Here is a 19,657-nt window from a genome sequence, read left to right as displayed (position 1 = left end):
AATAGGTCACATCAGGTTTACTTTATCTGTATATATCCTAGAAATATACAAAACCCCATTCCTTTTCCGAAGAAAAGGGTGGGGTTTGTCATCAATCTCGCCGGGAGATCTGATGATCCTCCCCTTTTTTTGTGCGTGCAGAAAATAGGGAAAGTTGTACAAATAATTCCGAATTTGTCGAAATCGGGGAAGGATATCAGAAAGAAAGGTAGAAATTGTAAAATAATTTATTTTTATGGATTTTTACGGGAGGGAGGAATGAGGCTGGCTTGAATGTTGTCGATTACATTGATGATCTCTTTTTAAAAGCACAGGAACTGCGGGCGAGCGATATTCATCTGGAGCCCATGCAGCACGGACTCAGGGTGCGGCTTCGCGTCGATGGTTTTCTCCAAGAGCATGATTTGCTTCCGGCGGAGCATGCTGCGGCCATCACGGCCAGAGTCAAATTACTGAGCCATTTGGATATCAGCGAGAAAAGAATTCCGCAAGACGGGAAAATCGCCCGGGGTCAGCTCGACCTGCGCGTGTCGACGCTTCCGACACTTTACGGAGAAAAAATTGTCCTGCGTTTGTTCAAAACCCGCGGTCAACCGCGGAAGCTGGAAAATCTGGGCATGGAAGCGGAGGAACGGGCCAAGGTTGAGCGCCTGCTGAAAAAAGCGAGCGGCCTGATTATTGTTACCGGACCGACGGGATCAGGGAAAACGACGACGCTTTATGCGATGCTGGAACAATTAAACCGGGTCGAAACCAATATTGTGACATTGGAAGATCCGATCGAACTGCAGTTGCCGGGGATCAATCAGGTGCAGATCCTGCCCAAGTCCGGTTTGACATTTGCCAGAGGATTGCGGGCGGTGCTGCGGCAGGATCCCAACGTGATCATGATCGGGGAAATCCGGGATCTTGAAACGGCCGCCATTGCCATCAGCGCTGCCCTGACCGGCCATCTCGTCCTCACCTCGCTTCACACCGATGATACAGCCAGTGCCGTGATGCGCCTCATTGACATGGGGATCGAGCCGTTTCGGGTTGCAGCTGCCCTGGCCGGTGTCGTTGCACAGCGTCTGGTGCGTTTGCCGTGTGCACATTGCCGCGGAAGCAAATGCGCCGATTGCGGGAATACGGGATACTATGGGCGCACCGGTGTTTTTGAGGTGATGGAGTCCGGTGAAGATCTGGGACGTCTGATCGTGGGGCGGGCCTCTTTGCGCGAGTTGCGCGCGTTCTTGATCGACAGCGGCATGAAGCGGATCAGCGACGCTGTGATGGACAAGGTAAGGAAAGATGAAACCACGATTGAGGAATGGATGCGGGTGATTGATGGTGCGGATGAAACGCCGGTGGAAAACTGAAAAGTTGATGGTGTTCAGCCAGCAGATGGGGCATTTGCTGGAAAGCGGAATTTCTCTGCTGACCTGTTTGGATTTGCTGGTGACACAACAATTGATTACATCTTCTTTATACGAAAAATTAAAAAAAGAATTGGAAAATGGCGGGAATCTGTCTTCCGCCTTGCAAAAGTGCGCTTTTCCCAATCTGTTCATCTCGTTTATTCGCGCTGCCGAAGAACACGGCGATTACGTTTTCGGGTTTAAGCAGTGCGCATCCTACTATGCCGCAAGGGCCAAATGGAGCCGGGAATTCGGGCAAGCATGTTTTTATCCGCTGCTGGTCTTTTGCATTGCAATCGGTGCGGTCTTTTTTCTGGTTTCGATTGTTTTGCCCCGATTTTCCGAACTGTATCAGACGCTTGGGATTCCGTTGCCGGCCATCACCCAATGGATGTTTCTCTTGTCTCATTCCTTTCATTCCGTTTTGCTGTTTGCAGGGGGATCCATATGTCTGTTGTCGGTGGGCGGTGGATTGATCCGGATGAGCTCTGACAGGCTACAAGCTTTTTTTACCAGGATGTTGTTGTGGCTTCCGGGCATTGGGCAGTATTACCGGTACCGTTTCACTCATTATGTTGCGACTCAGTTGGGTTCGCTGCTGGCCGCGGGCGTTCCATTGCTGACGGCGCTTGATGTAATGGCGACGCTGACTCCGTGGGTTCTTTTAACCCGCAGAATACATAAGGTGAAAAAGTGCTTGATGCAGGGTGATTCTTTTGCCGGAGCGGTGAAGAAAAAAGCGGAACCACTGTTTTTGCCTTTATTCGTGCAGATGGTCACGTTGGCCGAGGAATCAGGAAAATTGGATGAAATTCTCCTCCATCTGTCCGAGGGGACGGAGAAGATGATGAAATACAAGATCGAACGGCTGACGAGGAGTTTGGAACCCGCGTTTATATTTGCCATCGGGTTGTTTGTCGCACTGACGGTCATCGGCATGTTCCTGCCGGTATTGCAGCTGGTGCGGGCGCTTTAATGAAAGGAGAGTGGCAGATGTCAACCATGACGGGGAATGGTGAAAAAGGATTTACTTTGGTGGAAATGTTGGTGGTTTTGTTTATTATCGGTCTCATTTTGGCGATTGCGATTCCTAATTTGAAGGCGGCTGGGGAGAAAGCCAAGGATCGGGCGGATCGCGCGAACAGACAGATGATCAGCGCACAAGCGGATAACTACTATCTGGAATACGGAGAGTACCCGGGCAGCGTGGCGGAATTGGTGAAACGGGGTTATCTGCGATCGGTGCCGGCGTGTCCGGGCGGGGGGCATTATGTGATTGACCGTAATCCGCAAATCTCCTCCGAAAAAAGAGTGAAATGCCAAAAATGAAGCATGTCGGGGAACAAGGGTGGACGCTGGTCGAAGTGTTGTTGATTTTGTTCGTGCTCGGACTGATGGCTGCGATTGCGCTGCCGGCATTGTCGGTTTTGGGTGAGCGGGCGGAAAGGGAGATGTTTTTGGATTCTCTGGCCACACAGATCCAATTGGCCCAGTTGGAGGCTGTCTCCCGTGAAAGCGAAGTTTCTCTTTTTCTGAATCCCCGTGAAATCGAAGTGTATCAGGGAGAGGAGGAGATTCGGACCATCCCGGTTCCCGACAAATATCGTCTTGCCAGCAATTATAAGGGAAATCAGGTGATTTTCCGGGAGACCGGGCAGGTTCAGGGAGGAACGATCCGCATCTTGTCTGCGGAAAAACTGGTCGGAAAATTGGTGATTCAGGTGGCGTCCGGCCGGCCCAAAGCGGAGTTGATGCCATGAAGCGGGGAGAAGAAGGGTTTACCTTGGCCGAGGTGACGATGTCGCTTGTGCTGATCGGCGTGTTTATGGTGTTTGCCGTTCCTGTCCTGCACGAAATAAAAATGAAGGAAACAGAGGAAATCATCCGGCTGGAAATCGATCATTTGATGGAAAATGAAATGGAAAAGCAGCTGTCGGCTTTTCCGGATCGTTGCGCCGGTGAAAGCAAAACAGTAAAAAGCGAAGAGTTCCCGAAGCAAGTGTATCTTTTGCAGACCAAATGCCGCGCGGTTGAGCCGTTCTTGTACCAGATGGAAGTGGAGGTTCAATGGAAAGGGAAAGATGGAAAAACGAAAAGCGCCAGGTGGATGACGCATCGCTTTCAGGATTAAAAGGTGAAGCCGGTTTTACCTATCTCGAATTGGTCATTGCCATGAGCGTCTTGTTGATACTGCTTCCGGCCCTGTTTTTTATCACACGCACCTTTATGTCGGAAATCAAAGGGTTGGATGGCAAAGAGCGGTTGGTAATGGAATCGATGGCTTTTTCCGGTTATATTCATCAGGAATTGAAGCAGGGCAGCCATTTTCGAATGGATAACGGCTCCCTGTATTTTCAATTGCCGAACGGAGACACCGTTTGCTATCGGCATCAAAAACGCCGGGTGATCCGCAGCGTCCGCGCACAGGAAGAAACAGCATTCAAGGGCAATACCATTTTGTTGCAGGATGTTTATTATATCGCTTTTGTCCCGGATCCTGTCGGTGTGGGAATGAAAATCGGCATGCAGAACTGGAATGCGAGCCTGGATTGGAGCACATATGTCGCAGGAAGGGTGAGAACATCTGATGAGGCGGAATGAACGGGGCTTCGCCCTCCCGGTGGTGATCGCCTCCCTGACGGTTTTGTTTACGCTGCTCACGTTTCTGATCATCGGTTCAGCTGACACGAAGCAGGCACAGGCTCTCTATGAAGAACAGATTCGCTGCAAATATGCGTCGGAGAGTGGAATCGCCGTGCTTCGGAAGCAGCTGAAGATGGGAAGTGCCGGGAAAAAAGGCCTTTTGCAAATCAATGGAATTTATGTGGAGACATGGATTCTTCAACAAGGGGAGAAGATGACCCGCGTGCAGGCAACAGCCTATGGAAAAAATGGCGTCATGCAGACGAGCGAAGTGGAGCTTGACCCGCACACGCTAGCCATCCACCGCTGGATCCGCTAAGATAGAGAATAAAAATCCAGGTGGAGGTAGAAATGAACCAGGAAAAGAGCCATTTGATTCTCATTGGCATGATGGGGACAGGTAAAACTACTGTCGGTCGGGAATTGTCGAAAAAGCTGAAACTGGAATGGAAGGATACCGACCAGGAACTGGAAGCGCGGTTTGGCTGCACAATCGCAGAGTATTTTGCCCGTGCCGGCGAGGCTGCTTTTCGGCAAGAGGAGACCAGATTGCTGAAGATGCTGCTGAACGGTTCCCCTTTGCTCCTCACCACCGGGGGAGGAATTGTGTTAAAGGAAGAGAACAGGGAGATGATGCGGGAAAAGGGGGTTGTCGTGCAGCTGTTCGCCGAACCGGAAGAGATTATCCGGCGTCTCGGTCGTGCCGCTGATGAGCGTCCGTTATTGCAGGGAGAGTTACATACCAAGGTATACACCATTATGAAGGAGAGAGAAGGTTTGTACGACTTTGCCGATCTCACCGTCGATACCACCGGGCGAAGTGTAGACGGGGTCGTGCAAGAGATTGTTTCCTTTTGGGAAAAAGCGTTTAAACGGCGATTTCACCGGCTAAGCTAAGGGATGAGGTGGAATCAATGTCGTTTAGAGAATGGATTCAGTTTCTGCTTCAGCGGATGATCTGGTATATGGAGACGCCTCGCTCTGAGCGGAAAGAACTGAAACAGATGAGAAAAGAACCCTGGTCTGTCAAATGGTTTGGCATGATCCCCTTTTCCATGAGAATGTACATGGACAAACAGCGTTCCAGGCTGAGACGGGAAAATGAATAGCAACAGGGGCGACAGGTGGCCGTTGCCACGTGGAAAATGGTTTTCGCTTGAGCACCGGTGGTTTCAATGTGGAATAAAAATTGAACAGAAAGCAAAAAAAGATTGACAAGGAGCGTTTGTGCTCCTTTTCTCTTTGCCGGTGTGATATGTTATACTTGGTAAATGGAGTTCAGGGACTCATGATTCTTCATTCGGTTGTTGGCGGCATAAAGGAAGGTCAACATGCCGAACATCGACTTCACGTTACGGCAAAAGGAGCGAATCCTTTATGTATCATCGTACGGAAACAAGGCCCGTCAAAGTTGGAAACATTCAAATTGGCGGGAATAACCAAGTGGTTATCCAAAGCATGACGACAACGAAAACGCATGATGTTAAAGCGACGGTTGCAGAGATTAAACGGCTGGAAGAAGCCGGCTGTCAAATCGTCCGGGTCGCTTGTCCGGACATGCGCGCAGCCGAAGCGATTCCGGAGATTAAAAAGCAAGTAAACATCCCCTTGGTTGCAGATATCCATTTTGATTACAAACTGGCCTTAAAAGCGATCGAAGGCGGAATTGATAAAATTCGCATCAATCCGGGGAATATCGGCAAAAGAGAAAAAGTGGAGGCGGTCGTGAAAGCGGCCAAAGAACGGGGGATCCCGATCCGCATCGGAGTCAATGCCGGTTCGTTGGAAAAGCGGATTTTGGAAAAATACGGGTATCCAACAGCAGAAGGAATGATCGAAAGCGCCCTTTACCATATCGGCATTTTGGAAGAGCTCGATTTTCATGATATCATCGTTTCGCTGAAAGCCTCGGATGTCCGTTTGGCGATTGACGCCTACAAGAAAGCGGCGGAAACATTCAATTACCCGTTACATCTCGGGATTACCGAGTCGGGAACCCTTTTTTCCGGCACAGTGAAAAGTTCTGCCGGACTGGGAGCGCTTTTGGCGATGGGAATCGGAAATACGGTGCGGATCAGCCTGAGTGCTGACCCTGTTGAAGAAGTAAAAGTGGCAAGGGAGCTCTTAAAAGCGTTTGGGTTGGCTGCAAACGCGGCGACGCTGATTTCCTGCCCGACTTGTGGGCGAATCGAAATCGACCTCATCAGCATTGCCAATGAGATCGAAGATTATATCTCCAAAATTCGCGCTCCGATCAAGGTTTCTGTTTTGGGATGTGCAGTTAACGGTCCCGGTGAAGCGAAGGAAGCGGATATCGGGATTGCCGGTGCCCGCGGGGAAGGCCTCTTGTTCCGACATGGGAAAATCATTCGCAAAATCCCGGAAAAAGATATGGTCGCCGAATTGAAAAAAGAAATCGACAAACTGGCGGAAGAATATTATCAAAAGCAAAAAGAAGAAAACCGAGAAAAGGATATACTGGGAGTCTAGTTCCCGGCAACCCGCAACCATCGGGTTGCTTTTTTTTTGTAAATATGCATCACAGCCCGGGGGGGCATGGTCGCACCTATCCTGTATTCTCATGCCCCGGTCAGAGATGCTGCCCGGGATGGACCTTTAGTTTCCCTGCATGTTTTTCCTGCGGTGCGGGATAATAAACGTAAACAGTGGGGAAAGGAGGAGCAGCGTTGAAAAAATTGGCTTTAATTTTGGTTATCATTGGGGCTTTGAACTGGTTGTTGGTTGGATTGTTCCAATGGGATTTGGTTTCCGCGATTTTTGGCGGTGAATCGCTCCGTGCATCCTCATTTCTGAGTCGCGTGATCTATGCAATTGTCGGGATTGCCGGCCTTTATGCGATCAGCTTCCTGTTCAGTAATCGCGAACCTGCATCAGCCAAATAAACTCCAGCCATTTTGGTCTGGAGTTTTTTGTGTGCGTTGTTTTTTGATACTTTCGTCAATTGTAAACATAAGATAAGATCGAAAAAGGAGGAACAACAACAGGAGAGGGAGATTCAGATGAAACCGGTGATCGGGATTACCATGTCCCTTGAGCAAAGCAAAAAACAATTTTTATCGCAGGAATACAGCGATGTGATCATCGCTGCCGGGGGGATTCCGTTTTTGCTTCCCTATACGGTCGATGATGAACTGATCGCGGAAATGAGCAGACTGGTTGACGGTTTGCTCCTCACCGGCGGAGGCGATATTGACCCGACTTTATTTGACGAAGAACCTCATCCCGGGTTGGGTGAGATCGTGCCGGACCGGGACGAAATGGAAATTGCCCTCATTGAGCAGTTTAATGCGCAACGCAAGCCGATCCTCGGCATCTGCCGCGGATGCCAAATTTTGAATATTGCGATGGGCGGAGACATGTATCAGGATTTACCCGGCCAGAAGAAGGCGGTATTGCAACACCAGCAAAAGGCCCCGCGCAGCCATGCTTCCCATACGATTCAAATTGCCGAGGATTCCCTTCTTTACTCGATTTTTGCGAAGTCGCTGATTAAAGTAAACAGTTTTCACCATCAGGCTGTCCGCAAAGTGGTGTCTCCGCTCAAAGTGACGGCGGTCGCCAGTGACGGGGTGATTGAAGCATTTGAAAGCATTGCGCATGAGTTTGTGGTGGGGGTGCAGTGGCATCCTGAGTCGATGGTGGCAAAAGATGATCATGCGAAACGATTGTTTCGGGCCTTTGTAGCGGCTTGTGAAAAGAGAAAAGAAAAATCAGCGGTTTTCCGGTAAAAGCGAATAAGAGAGGGCGTTTCTCCGGAAAGGAGTTTCGCCCTCTTCATGCTTTCCTCATCGTTTTCCTTTATTTTTTTCCGCGAACATAGCCGGCGTTGAAAAGGAACAGCCAGAGCAAAAGCCCGATGGATGGAATCAGGAGCAAGAGACCGGCGATAAAAGCGATCACCAATGCCATACCCATCGTGGTATTCGTCAAAGCGGTATGAATGGTGATAAAGGGATACAACAGATAAGGAAGATGGGAAATGCCGTAACCAAAAAAAGCGCAGGCGAACTGGAACATGACGAAGATAAACGCGATGCCCAGATTTTTCCGTTTCCACATTAAGCAGACGCCAATACAAAAGCAGAAAAAGGAAGTGACGAACATCCAGCCGACAGAGAGGGCACGGGAGAAATGTTCCGGATTGTGCCGGGAAAGCTCCCAAAAGACCCACAAGCTGGCCAAAATTGTAGGCCCGCTCCAAAACAGGGCATATTTTCGCAAAAGCTCCCTGGCCTGGAGATCATTTGCCCGATCAGCATAAAAGGTGAGAAAACTGGCGCTGATATATAAAATGCTGACCAAAGCCAGGAAGACAACGCTCCAGGAATAGTGGCTGGTGAAAAGAAGATCTGCCCGAAATAAGAGGCGATCCCCCGTTTTTTCAATAAAACCCCCTTCTGAAATCGTCAAAACCGTTGACAGGGAAGCGGGAATGAACAGACCAGTCAACCCGTAGAGGAGCAAATAAAACTTGCTCTTGCGCGCCCCGTAATTGGCAAAGGCATAGAAAGAACCGCGAATCGTCAGCAGAATCAATGCCACTGACCCGGGAATCAGCAATGCCGTCCCGTAATAATAAGCGGTTTCCGGGAAAAAGCCGACAAGGCCGACGATGAAAAAGATCAGAAAAACGTTGGTTATTTCCCAGACGGGAGACAGATAGCGGTCAATAATCCGGTTGATGATATGGTCTTTTCCGGTCAGCATGCTGTAGCAGGAAAAGAATCCAGCCCCGAAATCAATCGAGGCGATCAGGAGATAACCGTACAAGAACGTCCACAAAACCGTGATTCCGACCATTGCCAAGTTCATGTCCGGCTCCTCCCTTCAACTGCATGAAGTTCCGTTTCCGCCGGCCGTCCTCTGAACAAGCGGGAGAGGACACTGATGGCAACAATGGCGAGCAAGAGATAGAGGAGACTGAACATCAGGGTAACCATTCCCACATTATCCGCCGTAGTTGCAGCCTGATCCACCCGCATCAACCCGGTGATGATCCAGGGCTGCCTTCCCACTTCGGCGTAAATCCATCCAAACTCAATGGCCAGAAACGCGAGCGGAGCGGCCAAAACAATTCCCCGGAGCAACCAGCGGCTTTGGATGATCTCCTTTTTCGACAACCAATACGCGAGATAAGCCGCGGAAATGAAAATGAGATAAAAGCCGATTCCCACCATCGCGTCAAACAGGTAGTGGATGAAGAGCGGCGGCCATTCCGAGCGCGGAATCTCCTTCAGCCCGGTCACTTTGCCGTCGATGGATCCGGTGGCGAGAAAGCTCAACGCCGAAGGGATTTCCAGTCCGTATTTCACTTCCAGATTCTTTTCATCGAGTATGCCGCCAATCACCAGAGGCGCATTGGTTCGTGTGTCAAAATGCCATTCTCCGGCCGCAAGTTTGGCCGGTTGCCAAGTGGCCAGAAACTTGCCGGAAAGATCGCCGGCGACAAAGGTGAGCAAGGACAGGATAAAGCTGATTGCCATCGTTAAATGAAGCGCTTTTTTGTAATAGACGTGCGTCTTTCCCTTTAATAAGTGCCAGGCGGCGATGGCGGCCAGCAAAAAACCGCACGTGGCATATGCGGAAGAGAGCACATGGCCCACTTCTGACGGAGTGGACGGATTAAGCATGGCGGCGATCGGATCGATATGGCTCACCCGTCCGGAAGCAGAAAGCTTGAAACCTGCCGGGGTATTCATAAAAGAGTTGACAGTCGTGATGAAGACGGCGGACATCGAGGAACCGATGATAATCGGGATTGACGTCAGCCAATGATAGACCGGTTTTTGGAAACGATCCCAGGTGTAGAGATAAATGCCCAAAAAAATTGCTTCAAAGAAGAAGGCAAAGGTTTCCATAAACAAGGGCAAACTGATGACATTGCCTGCCAGTTGCATAAATTTCGGCCACAGAAGCGAGAGCATCAGGCCGATACAGGTTCCGGTTACCACGCCAATGGCTACGGTGATGACAAAACCGCGCGTCCAGCGGCGGGCTAACAGGATGAAATGGGGATCCTTGCGCCAGATTCCCCATCCTTCGGCCAAGCAGATAAAAATGGGGACACCTACACCGATGGTAGCCCAAACAATGTGGAATGCCAGCGTTTCAGCAGTCAAAATACGGCTCCACAAAACTGAGTCCATGTTTAATTCCTCCTGCTCAGAGCTAATTTTATCTTAATCATACGCATTCGCCATCACTTTGTACATTTATTCACGAACTTTGACAATAAAAATCAACAATTTTAAAAGGAAATAAATCAATTTTGTTCAATAATGAACAAATGGGTATCGAAAGTCAGAATTGATGGAAGTGATGTGAAATTATAGCTCTCCTTTTTTTGACAAAGACTAGGGAACAAAAAGGGGGGACGTTTATGTGCTGGTTGAGAACTCGATTTTTTCCCCTGCTGCTGGCCGTGTGCCTGATTTGTCCTGTTTTGCCCGGAGGGAGCTTGAAGTCGGACGCGTATACCCGACCTCCGGCATCGCTCCATCCGGCAGAATCTCCCCGTCTTTACACATCTGTGATGATTTTTCGCTTCCAGCATAAGGAGTGGATCTTTCCGCTCAGTGAAATCGGTTTTGACGGAGTGGATCCCACCACATTAAACCGCCAAGCCTTTATGAATTGGTTTTCACTTGTGGTTGAACATGAGATCAACCGACCGGCACGATCTGCCCGTTTTGACCGTCAGCGCCGGATTATTCCTCATCAGTTGGGGCGAAAAGTGGACCGGCAGAAAGTATACGAGTGGCTCGATTCGATCCATGAATATTTGGGCAGGCCTCTCGAAGTCCCGGTTATCTGGATTCAGCCGCAGCTTACCACAAAAAAATTGCAACAACTGAAACAAAAAAAGCTGTCCTCCTATTCAACTTATTTTAATGCGCGAAATTTGAATCGCACCCATAATATTCGACTGTCCGTCCAAGCGATTGATCATACGGTTTTACTGCCCGGACAAATTTTTTCCTTCAATCGCATCGTCGGAGAACGGTCGCTGGCAAGAGGATACCGTCCGGCACGGATCATTGTCAAAGGGGAATACAGCGAGGGGATTGGAGGAGGGATCTGCCAAACCTCTTCAACCTTGTTCAACTCAGTTGACCGGGCGGGGCTGAGAGTGATCCAACGGGTCAGTCACAGTAAAATGGTTACTTATGTGCCGAAATATCGCGATGCAACCGTTTCGTGGGGCGGGCCGGATTTTCGTTTCCAAAATCAGTTGAATGAACCGATTTTAATTGAGGCGGAGATACAAAGAGGCAGGTTGACCATCTCCATTTACGGACCGAAAAATGTGCACTATTATCCGCGAGCCATCCCCCCTGCACCGCACCAGGGGACTTTTTTGGAAGAATAGCAAGGAACAATTGACGACCCGTGAGCATAAACATAATTTGTATTAAAATAGAGGAATATATGACAATCAATCAAAATAATAGATTGGTAGGTAAAGTTCTGCTATAATCAATCATTGTTCAGGCTTTTATTCAGAAGGAGGTATTTGATGAAAAGGATCCTTCTAAACAGCCTTGCGATGATCCTCATCCTGCCCAGTCTGCTCACGGGTTGTTCAGAACCGCAGCAGGTAAAAGTAACCTTTAGCGACCAACCGAAAATAATTAATCTGGAAAATAATGACGATACATTGGCGAGCTCTTTGACAAAGCAAGGCTATTCTGTCGCAGAGCTTAAACAGAACTATGAACCGAGCATTCCCTGGGATCAGAAGTTGGGCGGGCAAAAAACGGTTCAGCTTACCTGTAAATGCCGCGTTTCGTTAAGTGTTGCCGGAAAGGATCTGGGAACTTTCCAAACCACGCAAGAGACCGTGGAAGATGTTTTAAATTCGAAAAAGGTCCAACTAACTGCTTGGGATGAAATCAATGTTCCGCTTAATCAGAAGATTAAGGAAGGAACTAAAATCGTAGTAGATCGATTGGAGCAGCGAGTGAAGAAGAAGGTCGAAGAGGTTCCGTACAAAACGAAGAAAATTGAAGACAACCAGATGGCTGATGGCAAAACGGAAGTGAAACAGGACGGGAAAGAAGGGAAAAAGGTTTATCAGGTGACCATGTTGTACAAAAATGGTCAACCGGTCGTGGAAGATGGAGAACCCGTCGTTACGCAAAAACTGATCGATTCTGTCGAGCCTGTCGAGAAAATCGTGAAAGTCGGAACCAACAAAGAAATGGCCCAAAAGGAAAGCGTCAATCTGACTTCAGCCAAAGAGACGGGAACTTTGACGGTTGAGGCAACAGGATATACTGCTACCGGTTCCCGAACGGCTACGGGCACATACCCCCATCGCGGAACGATTGCGGTTGACCCTGACGTCATTCCGCTGGGAACAAAATTGTACATACCGGGTTACGGTTACGGTGTGGCCGAAGATACCGGTGGAGCGATCAATGGAAAGATTATCGATTTATTTTTCGATTCTGAACAAGAAGCGATCAACTGGGGTCGACGGACGGTTACGATCAAGATTTTAAAATAATAAACAAAAAATTGCCTGCAATGTTTATTCGTTGCAGGTATTTTTTTGTTTGATAGGGAATTATTTAACAGGGACTCCGTTTATCCACCTGAAATGCCAATGCCAAGCGTCTTTGCAAAATTTTTTCTTTCCTTCCTTTTCAATCCGGCCTTTTTTTATTTTTAATTAAATGGTTTACAACCCTTTATATAAAGGTATATATATTATTGATATATGAAAAAGCGACCGAGAACCTGCAATCAGAAAATCAGGATGAATTGGTAAATATTTGTTTTTGATGCTGTTTCAGCTATACTGAAGGCAAGGAATACTGCATCCGAGGTGTCATGATGGTAGGTCGGAATGAACCTTGCCCATGCGGCAGTGGAAAAAAGTTCAAAAAATGTTGTGAAAGGGTTGTGACGCTGGACGCGGCTGAAAAAGCCCGTGAAGCGCGTGAAAGCCAATTGAAAAACGAACTGTTGTCAGAGCTTAACCGCTGGTTTAATCAGCGGGTATCGGAGGGGAAACAGCTCGAATGGGCGAATCGTTTCAAGAAATTGCTTCAGTTTCCGATGGATCAGCCGATACCAAAAGAATTTTCCACATCCTTTCGCTTGTGGATTTTATTTGATGCCCCCTGTTTAAACCGCAAACGGCCTGTCGAAGTGTGGAGTGCCACCTTGCGCAAGGCACCGCAAAAAGAGCGCTTGGCCCGATATTTCTCCGAGTCGAAGTTTACCTGCTTTGAAGTAACGAAAAAAGAAGAAGAATACATCATATTGAAAGAACTGGAAACCGGACAAGAGTTTACCGTTTTGCCGGCGGGAGCCATTGCGGAGAAATCCCTTTTGTTTACAAGATTGCTCAGGATCGGCAATCGCTATCAGATTTTCGGCCCTTATACCTCTTTTGTGCAGGAGATGAGAGGGGAGATACTCGTGCAACTAGAAAAATACAGCCAAGTAGATGAAAAACGCCAAGAGTTGACCACTTGGGAAAAAGGATGGAAAGTGTTCGGATGGTCGATCAGTCGGGCTGAGGAATTGGAGCAGGTAAAAGCTGTTCCGTCAGCAACGCCTGAACCGATCAACGGCTTCTTCTGGCCGATGGCGAAAGAAAAGGAGGAAGACCTGCCCCCCCGAACCATGCTTCAGCTGGAGCAATTTTTTCTTTCCTTTGTTGCTCCATTGCAAAAAGGGACGCAGCAATTTTACAGCCGCACCCTCGAATGGTTGTACAAATACCTGTCGATTCGATATGGACAAGCATTTGACTGGAATTTGCTCAACGAAGAAGCGCTCGTTCATTTCCTGAGCGTCTGGTATCTGGATAATGCCAAGATCTCCCCGAACGGGGCGCGCATTTTTCTCAATACGCTCAAACACCTGTTCCGTTGGTTGGAGCAGGAGGAGATTTCAAGCGTTTACCGCATTTATAAGCAAATCTACATTTCCTTGATCCGCGCCCTGCCGGAAGCAGTGGAAATGAGAAAATCGCTGATGGAATTGAGTGAAAATGATCCCGGCGACTCACAGGAGCAAGAATCCGTGATGATGCAGTTTGCGGTATCCTCCTCCGGACCGGTCGTTTTGGTGGATGGAAGATGGGAACCCGTCCCCCTTTCCGGCTTGCCTTCCACAGGGGTGGAAAGGAGATACTGGGTCAGAGGAGTCGTGAAAAAAACGCCTTCCGGTTATTGTTTTGCCCGTGTTGAAGGTGTATATCCGGCAATGTCACAGGCCAACCAAGTTCAAGTGTCCGGAAATAAATGAAGGGAGCCAAAACAGGTAATCTTTGGCTTCCTTTTGTTTTGGGTATGGAACGAAATGGGAGATCACATACTAATTTCACACTCGACAAAAGGAGGATCTTCTTATGTTCCGCTTTTTGAACTTGTTTCGCGGTAAGGGAAATGAAGAGAAACGGACTGGTCAGGCAAAAGCCGGACAAAATCCCGGCGGACAAGGTGAAAAAGTAGAAGAGATGATGAACGAGATCAGCAAAGAGTTAGGTGTGGACAAACAATCCCGTTCGTTCGCAGGAAACCCGAATGAACTGGCGGAACAGATCAAACAGGAGATCAAGGAACGTACTTGATTGTTGAGTGTACAAGAGCACCCGCCTGCAACGGGTGCTCTTTTCTCGCGCGTTAAGATTTCAAATAAGAAGCGATTTCTTCTATTTTCCCCCATACAGCGGTTACGACCGGCTCAGGTACGAATGATTCAAATTTGCTGTTCATCGGGGATTGCAGCTTAATGGTCGGGGTGTCCAATCCCAAATATTTTGTCCTGTGTTCTTTTTTCTTGAATGAAGTAGGGAGGGTAAGGCGGTAAGTGCCTCCCGAAGCGGCATCTCTGATTTCCATATTGTAGACGGGCGGCTGATTGTGTGACGAACGAAAACCTTGGGCTTTTAAAATCCGATCCATTTTGTGGTCAGGACAAGAAATTCCCGCAAGCGCTTTCATTCTTAACTTCACGAAAAACCCTCCTTACAAGTGGTTACCAATTGCATACCCCTTTTTCGGGATGAACAATCCCCATTTTTCAAAGTGGAAGGAAGCAGTTAATTTTATGCGAGATTATATGATTTTATGATAAATTGAAGTAGAAAAAGGGGAAAGGGAGAGATCGTTTTGCCCATGGCCGGAGATCAACCGATTCCTTTTTTATCTTGGAGAGATGAGTGGCAGAAGAAAAAGGAAGAATCGTTTTTTAAACTGCTGGGTCAAATCGAAGTTTATGCGGAGAAGACAATTTCGTTTCGCGAGAAAATGCGGGCGCTGTACGTATTCGGCACTTTGACGGGATACCGCAGGGGGAAGGAGACATCCCTGGTTTCTTTGCCGGAGAGGGTTTTTCAATCCTGGTTTTTATTTGATTATGTAAATGTGCAAAGAGAGCGCGTGGTCGAAAGGGCCGTTCGGGAATCGGAAATTGAAGAGGAAGAATGGGAGTATGTTTCCACCCTGATTGCTTCTTACTTTTCCATTTTTAGAATCAAACGCGATCAGAAGTATTGCCATTTGACAGAGTGGAGGGAGGAGATTCCGCGTTTTTCCGTTTCCCGCGAGGACTGGCCGCATCAGGCACGGGACGTCGATTATGCATTCGTGCGTCCTGTCAAGGTAGGAGTGAAGTTTTTGTTGCTCGGGCCGGTCGTTCCGCTGTCGATCAGGCAGGCGGAAGAGAAGATTGCCTGGTTAAGATCCCGCCTTGCCCAAAGTGCGTTTTCGTGCCGGATTTTTATGCAGAGGGAAGGTATGGCGCTGTTTCGCGATCTGTTTTAACATCGAGGAGGGAGAATCAATGGCAAAGGTAGATTTTCATTCGCACAGTACTGCTTCTGACGGACTTTTCTCACCCAGGGATGTGGTGCGATTGGCAGAAAGTGCCGGACTGGCAGCGGTCGGGATCACGGATCACGATACGGTGGCCGGTGTGGAAGAAGCGTTGGCTGAAGGGGAGAAACGGGGAATAACGGTTGTGCCGGGAGTGGAGATCAGCACTTTGTGGCAGGGGAAAGAAATTCATATGCTCGGATTGTTTGTGATTCCGGATCATCCTCATCTGCTGAATAAATTGGAGGAACAGCGCAATAAGCGGAAAGAACGGAATCGCATGATCATCAACAATTTGAACCAGCTTGGGATCTCCATCACGATGGAAGAGGTGATGGAAAAGAAAAAAGGAAAGGGCAAGGATCTGAATGTGGGTCGTCCGCATATCGCCGAAGTTCTGATCGACAAAGGGATTGTACATACCATGGATGAAGCATTTGACCAATATCTCGGCAAAGACGGCAAAGCATACGCGACACCGGAACGGATTTCCCCGTTTGCCGCAATCGAGCTGATTCATGCCAGCGGAGGTGCGGCCGTTCTTGCCCACCCAGGATTATATGAGCAAGACGACCTTATCCCGCTGCTTGTTTCAAAAGGATTGGACGGAATCGAAGTAAATCATCCCGACCATCCTGAGGATGCAAAAGAAAAATACCGGGAGATGGCGAAAGCTTTCGGGCTGATCGCAACTGCGGGATCAGATTTTCATGGCGAGAGAAATGGTTCCATGTATCATGCACCGCTCGGTACTTGCACGACGGATGTATCCGTGGTGGAACTGCTGAGACAAGCGGCGCAAAAGCAGCGTTAATTCAGCTCTTTGATCATGGGAATATGTTCAATCCCGGCTTCAAAGAAGGGAGCGCCATTTGTCCGGTACCCTAATTTCTCATAAAAGGGAACCACCTGGATTTGGGCGTTCAGACGAATGGCGCGGGCCTCCTTCAGTCGGGCCGTTTCTTCCACGGCCAGCATCAACTTTCGGCCTGCCCCTGTGTTCCGTTTATGGGCGAGAACGGCCACTCTCTCCACTTTCGCCTCCTGGCTGCTGATCCAGCGCAGACGGCAGGTACCGATGGGTTTCCCGTCTTCCAGAGCGAGAAAATGGGTGGCCGACTGTTCCCACTCATCCATTTCCAAATCCTCGGGCACCTTTTGCTCGTGAATGAAGACGGTGCGGCGGATGGAGAAAGCTTGCTGCAATTCTGTTTCTGATTCAACTGTTTTTATCTCAATGGACAAGTTGGAACTCCTTTCTGTTTTTTATTGTTTGGCTAATAAAAATGTTTGATAAATACTCCAGGAGCCGTTTTCCAATTGGTAGAGAAGATGGAAGCGATCAATCAGCGTTTCCAGCTCAAATTTGCGCATGCGCAAGCTTCCGTAAACGTCGTGCAATTCGTCTTCGGACATCTTTTGGCCAATCGTCAGATGGGGGATATAATCGTAAGGGGCTTCGACTGGTTCAAACAGCTGCTCGATCTGATTGTGCAACTCGACTATCGGCTCTTCATGATCAATGGCAAGGTAAATGGTATTGCTTGTAGGATGAAAATGGCTGACCTTGTGAAAACGGACTTTAAACGCTTTCATTTGTTTGGCTATTTTCTCCAGGTCGGCCACTGTTTTCTCCAATTTATCATCGGACAGCTCAAACTTTTCTTTCAGCGTGATGTGCGGAGGAATCAAGGCGTAGTGGGGATCATACCGTTTGCGGTAAGAATTGACCAGGTCTTGGACACGTTTTTGTGGAAATATTGCAATTCCGTAGTACATCAACATACCTCCTTTAGTTGATGAGTAAAAATAGCCACATATTATTATTATAACTTTTCTCAGCAAAGAAAGCATCTAATTGCTGGTTTGCTGGTAAATCATCCGGGTTCTCGATGTTGAAAAGACTTAGCAAGGTTTCGCCTGACTAAAATCCCTATTATTTCGATTTCAGGTTTCAACAAGGAAAAAAGAGGATATAAAAATTTTGATCGCCGAATAAAACGGAGGGAAACCGATGCGGAGAGTACACAGCAAAGAAGTAAAAATGGCCGCACTCGACCGTCTGCAACAACGCGGGATCACCATTGAAGCGATTGCGGAAATCGTTCGGGAAATGCAGCTTCCCTATAAGCCTGATCTCACCCTGGAGATCTGTATGGAAAGCGTATTGGCCGTTTTGCAAAAAAGAGAGGTTCAACATGCCATTCTCGTGGGGGCTGAACTGGACAGGCTTGCCGAGGAAAACCTGCTGTCTGAACCTTTACTGAGCCTTGTCCGCAGTGATGAAGGATTGTTCGGCTGTGATGAGACACTGGCTCTGGGATCGGTGTTCGGGTATGGGAGCATCGCGGTTACCACCTTCGGCCATTTGGACAAACATAAAATCGGAATCATTCGCCAGTTGGACACGAAAAAATACGGTCCGGATGGTCCCGTGCATACCTTTATGGATGATCTTGTTGCCAGCATTGCCGCTTCTGCTGCGAGCCGTCTGGCCCATCGGCTGAGGGATGAAGAGGAAGCAGCGGAAGAACACAGACGTGCGGCGAATTAAAGCAAGAAAAAAAGACCCCGCTGAGTCCGGGGTCTTTCTCATCAGCCCGAAAAAACCGGGCTTGAGGAGGGAACATGTCAGGCTGGATGCCTTCACAAGCGAATCGCTTGTTTCCGTACATCATATGCATCCGGGAACGGGAGGCTTTCGCTCTGACGCAAAATGTGCGCATCCCCAAAAAGGCATGAAATCCAAAGAGGAGTGAAAAAATAGAGAAAAAGAGGAGGATGCAATCATGGGAAAATGGGTTTATTGGGCTAAATTGTATGATAGCCGCTTTCAGGCGCGCTGCCTGGCTGCACGCATGGAAGAGGATTGGTGGCTCTACGGGTACGACAGTCCGGAGACTGTGGAAGTTTTCCGTTCCAAACGAGGTCGATACGGGGTTCGTTATATCTGGAGAAAAAAATCTTAAAAAAACCCTTGCGTCTGAAAAAAAATTATTGTATAGTATTAAATGTCGCTGATGATGAAATGACAAATTGCCGCGGGGTGGAGCAGTCGGTAGCTCGTCGGGCTCATAACCCGAAGGTCGCAGGTTCAAGTCCTGCCCCCGCAACCAACTTGGAGCTGTGGTGTAGAGGCCTAACATGCCTGCCTGTCACGCAGGAGATCGCGGGTTCGAATCCCGTCAGCTCCGCCACTTTCTGGTTGGGCCTATAGCTCAGTTGGTAGAGCAGTCGGCTCATAACCGATCGGTCACAGGTTCGAGTCCTGTTGGGCCCACCAATTTTCCCATCCATACATATCAAACATGGGCAGTTAGCTCAGAGGGAGAGCGCTTCCTTGACACGGAAGAGGTCGTAGGTTCGATTCCTATACTGCCCACCAAATTGTAAGAAAAGCCGTTTCCCGTATGGGGAGCGGCTTTTTGATATTTTTAGGTGTGCTTGCTCAAATCCTTTTTGTTAAGGCAAGGCTACTACATTTAGAGCTAGGTTTTGATAACCTGTTCCACATGAACATACAATTTATAACGATCCAGAAGCTGATGTTGTACGGAACGGGTCCGGAGTTTAAAAAAGAAAACCGTTTGTGTTTTCATTTCAAATGAGGCTTAAATATCTTTCGTATTTATTAAGCAAACATTGTTTTGGTAAAACGCTGGTCAGAGTTAAGTCCGTATAATTGTGTAAAAATGGCAGCTGCGAAAAATAATTGAGCCATGGTGAAATTCCTCGGTTAGAATAGTAGTTGGCAAACATTCC

Annotated in this window: 25 protein-coding genes, 4 tRNA genes and 1 pseudogene; 25 read left to right on the top strand and 5 right to left on the bottom strand. The window is 48.3% G+C overall.

The features are described 5' to 3' along the window. Positions 1-269: 269 nt before the first annotated feature. From I8U17_RS16810 to I8U17_RS16755, 12 genes are all read left to right on the top strand, one after another. Positions 270-1,358, top strand: coding sequence for a GspE/PulE family protein (locus tag I8U17_RS16810; RefSeq protein ID WP_052154335.1), 1,089 nt, complete (start codon positions 270-272; stop codon positions 1,356-1,358). Next, on the top strand, positions 1,327-2,373 hold the full coding sequence (locus tag I8U17_RS16805) for a type II secretion system F family protein (RefSeq protein ID WP_198059866.1): 1,047 nt from the start codon (positions 1,327-1,329) through the stop codon (positions 2,371-2,373). Before I8U17_RS16810 ends, I8U17_RS16805 begins: the two co-directional genes overlap by 32 nt. A gap of 17 nt (positions 2,374-2,390) precedes the next feature. After that, on the top strand, positions 2,391-2,726 hold the full coding sequence (locus I8U17_RS18655) for a competence type IV pilus major pilin ComGC (RefSeq protein WP_052154334.1): 336 nt from the start codon (positions 2,391-2,393) through the stop codon (positions 2,724-2,726). Beyond that, complete coding sequence (locus I8U17_RS16795; RefSeq protein WP_033101687.1) at positions 2,723-3,157, top strand: GspH/FimT family pseudopilin; 435 nt, start codon at positions 2,723-2,725, stop codon at positions 3,155-3,157. The genes I8U17_RS18655 and I8U17_RS16795 overlap by 4 nt, the downstream gene beginning before the upstream one ends. Next, entirely contained in the window at positions 3,154-3,528 is a 375-nt protein-coding gene (locus I8U17_RS16790) for a type II secretion system protein (RefSeq protein WP_198059865.1), read from the top strand. The genes I8U17_RS16795 and I8U17_RS16790 overlap by 4 nt, the downstream gene beginning before the upstream one ends. Further along, the gene (locus I8U17_RS16785) at positions 3,465-3,998 is read left to right on the top strand and encodes a hypothetical protein (protein WP_033101685.1); all 534 of its coding nucleotides are present in this window, start codon (positions 3,465-3,467) and stop codon (positions 3,996-3,998) included. The genes I8U17_RS16790 and I8U17_RS16785 overlap by 64 nt, the downstream gene beginning before the upstream one ends. Beyond that, entirely contained in the window at positions 3,985-4,359 is a 375-nt protein-coding gene (locus I8U17_RS16780) for a hypothetical protein (protein WP_033101684.1), read from the top strand. Before I8U17_RS16785 ends, I8U17_RS16780 begins: the two co-directional genes overlap by 14 nt. Positions 4,360-4,391: 32 nt before the next feature. Further along, positions 4,392-4,937 (top strand): shikimate kinase, encoded by a 546-nt coding sequence (locus I8U17_RS16775; protein WP_198055338.1) that lies wholly within the window; start codon positions 4,392-4,394, stop codon positions 4,935-4,937. Positions 4,938-4,954: 17 nt separating this feature from the next. Further along, positions 4,955-5,149, top strand: a complete 195-nt coding sequence (locus I8U17_RS16770; RefSeq protein WP_033101682.1) for a YqzE family protein — start codon at positions 4,955-4,957, stop codon at positions 5,147-5,149. Between the two features lie 268 nt (positions 5,150-5,417). Next, complete coding sequence (ispG, locus tag I8U17_RS16765) at positions 5,418-6,530, top strand: flavodoxin-dependent (E)-4-hydroxy-3-methylbut-2-enyl-diphosphate synthase (RefSeq protein WP_033101681.1); 1,113 nt, start codon at positions 5,418-5,420, stop codon at positions 6,528-6,530. A gap of 197 nt (positions 6,531-6,727) precedes the next feature. Then, the gene (locus tag I8U17_RS16760; RefSeq protein ID WP_033101680.1) at positions 6,728-6,943 is read left to right on the top strand and encodes a DUF378 domain-containing protein; all 216 of its coding nucleotides are present in this window, start codon (positions 6,728-6,730) and stop codon (positions 6,941-6,943) included. A gap of 117 nt (positions 6,944-7,060) precedes the next feature. Next, a complete protein-coding gene (locus tag I8U17_RS16755) occupies positions 7,061-7,789 on the top strand; it encodes a gamma-glutamyl-gamma-aminobutyrate hydrolase family protein (protein WP_033101679.1) in 729 nt (242 codons plus the stop codon). 70 nt (positions 7,790-7,859) lie between these two features. On the opposite strand, the gene I8U17_RS16750 is transcribed toward I8U17_RS16755, so the two are convergent. Further along, positions 7,860-8,873, bottom strand: a complete 1,014-nt coding sequence (locus I8U17_RS16750) for a cytochrome d ubiquinol oxidase subunit II (protein WP_198059864.1) — start codon at positions 8,871-8,873, stop codon at positions 7,860-7,862. Next, complete coding sequence (locus tag I8U17_RS16745) at positions 8,870-10,207, bottom strand: cytochrome ubiquinol oxidase subunit I (protein ID WP_198055339.1); 1,338 nt, start codon at positions 10,205-10,207, stop codon at positions 8,870-8,872. Before I8U17_RS16745 ends, I8U17_RS16750 begins: the two co-directional genes overlap by 4 nt. A gap of 233 nt (positions 10,208-10,440) precedes the next feature. Here I8U17_RS16745 and I8U17_RS16740 point away from each other — a divergent pair, with 233 nt between their 5' ends. The 5 genes and pseudogenes from I8U17_RS16740 (at position 10,441) to I8U17_RS16725 (ending at position 14,649) form a co-directional block, all read left to right on the top strand. Further along, positions 10,441-11,430, top strand: coding sequence for a VanW family protein (locus I8U17_RS16740; RefSeq protein ID WP_198055340.1), 990 nt, complete (start codon positions 10,441-10,443; stop codon positions 11,428-11,430). A 147-nt stretch (positions 11,431-11,577) separates the two neighbouring features. Continuing rightward, positions 11,578-12,570, top strand: a complete 993-nt coding sequence (locus tag I8U17_RS16735) for a 3D domain-containing protein (RefSeq protein WP_198059863.1) — start codon at positions 11,578-11,580, stop codon at positions 12,568-12,570. A 326-nt stretch (positions 12,571-12,896) separates the two neighbouring features. After that, positions 12,897-12,965 (top strand): annotated as a pseudogene (locus I8U17_RS18920) (SEC-C metal-binding domain-containing protein); the annotation flags it as partial. Between the two features lie 3 nt (positions 12,966-12,968). Further along, positions 12,969-14,324, top strand: coding sequence for a hypothetical protein (locus I8U17_RS16730; RefSeq protein WP_232331167.1), 1,356 nt, complete (start codon positions 12,969-12,971; stop codon positions 14,322-14,324). A 103-nt stretch (positions 14,325-14,427) separates the two neighbouring features. Continuing rightward, positions 14,428-14,649, top strand: a complete 222-nt coding sequence (locus I8U17_RS16725; protein ID WP_033101676.1) for a hypothetical protein — start codon at positions 14,428-14,430, stop codon at positions 14,647-14,649. Between the two features lie 52 nt (positions 14,650-14,701). Here the strand turns inward: I8U17_RS16725 and I8U17_RS16720 are convergent, their stop codons facing one another. Then, positions 14,702-15,034: a hypothetical protein gene (locus I8U17_RS16720; RefSeq protein ID WP_033101675.1), complete on the bottom strand. Its 333-nt coding sequence runs from the start codon at positions 15,032-15,034 to the stop codon at positions 14,702-14,704. A gap of 162 nt (positions 15,035-15,196) precedes the next feature. On the opposite strand from I8U17_RS16720, the gene I8U17_RS16715 reads away from it, so the two are divergent. Both I8U17_RS16715 and I8U17_RS16710 read left to right on the top strand, forming a co-directional pair. Continuing rightward, positions 15,197-15,844: a hypothetical protein gene (locus tag I8U17_RS16715; RefSeq protein ID WP_198055343.1), complete on the top strand. Its 648-nt coding sequence runs from the start codon at positions 15,197-15,199 to the stop codon at positions 15,842-15,844. A gap of 19 nt (positions 15,845-15,863) precedes the next feature. Then, positions 15,864-16,709 carry a PHP domain-containing protein gene (locus tag I8U17_RS16710; RefSeq protein ID WP_033101673.1) on the top strand — a complete coding sequence of 282 codons (846 nt, stop codon included), beginning with the start codon at positions 15,864-15,866 and terminating at the stop codon, positions 16,707-16,709. Here the strand turns inward: I8U17_RS16710 and I8U17_RS16705 are convergent. After that, positions 16,706-17,140 carry a GNAT family N-acetyltransferase gene (locus I8U17_RS16705; RefSeq protein ID WP_198059861.1) on the bottom strand — a complete coding sequence of 145 codons (435 nt, stop codon included), beginning with the start codon at positions 17,138-17,140 and terminating at the stop codon, positions 16,706-16,708. The two genes, I8U17_RS16710 and I8U17_RS16705, sit on opposite strands and share 4 nt — an antisense overlap. Before the next feature lie 21 nt (positions 17,141-17,161). Then, positions 17,162-17,674, bottom strand: a complete 513-nt coding sequence (locus I8U17_RS16700) for a 2'-5' RNA ligase family protein (protein WP_033101798.1) — start codon at positions 17,672-17,674, stop codon at positions 17,162-17,164. 235 nt (positions 17,675-17,909) lie between these two features. On the opposite strand from I8U17_RS16700, the gene I8U17_RS16695 reads away from it, so the two are divergent. From I8U17_RS16695 to I8U17_RS16670, 6 genes are all read left to right on the top strand, one after another. Then, positions 17,910-18,449, top strand: coding sequence for a phosphatidylglycerophosphatase A family protein (locus I8U17_RS16695; RefSeq protein ID WP_033100194.1), 540 nt, complete (start codon positions 17,910-17,912; stop codon positions 18,447-18,449). A gap of 235 nt (positions 18,450-18,684) precedes the next feature. Further along, positions 18,685-18,864, top strand: a complete 180-nt coding sequence (locus I8U17_RS16690) for a hypothetical protein (RefSeq protein ID WP_198055345.1) — start codon at positions 18,685-18,687, stop codon at positions 18,862-18,864. Between the two features lie 71 nt (positions 18,865-18,935). Then, a tRNA-Met gene (locus tag I8U17_RS16685) sits at positions 18,936-19,011 on the top strand. A 4-nt stretch (positions 19,012-19,015) separates the two neighbouring features. Beyond that, positions 19,016-19,092, top strand: a tRNA-Asp gene (locus I8U17_RS16680). Positions 19,093-19,102: 10 nt separating this feature from the next. Further along, positions 19,103-19,178, top strand: a tRNA-Ile gene (locus I8U17_RS16675). Positions 19,179-19,205: 27 nt separating this feature from the next. Next, positions 19,206-19,280 (top strand) — tRNA-Val (locus I8U17_RS16670). Positions 19,281-19,657 lie beyond the last annotated feature (377 nt).

This window comes from Thermoactinomyces sp. CICC 10521, from assembly GCF_016055135.1.
GTDB classification, from domain to species: Bacteria; Bacillota; Bacilli; order Thermoactinomycetales; family Thermoactinomycetaceae; genus Thermoactinomyces_A; species Thermoactinomyces_A daqus.
The sequence above is the reverse complement of the archived record's forward strand: the minus strand, read 5'-3'. Positions and strand labels throughout refer to the sequence as shown.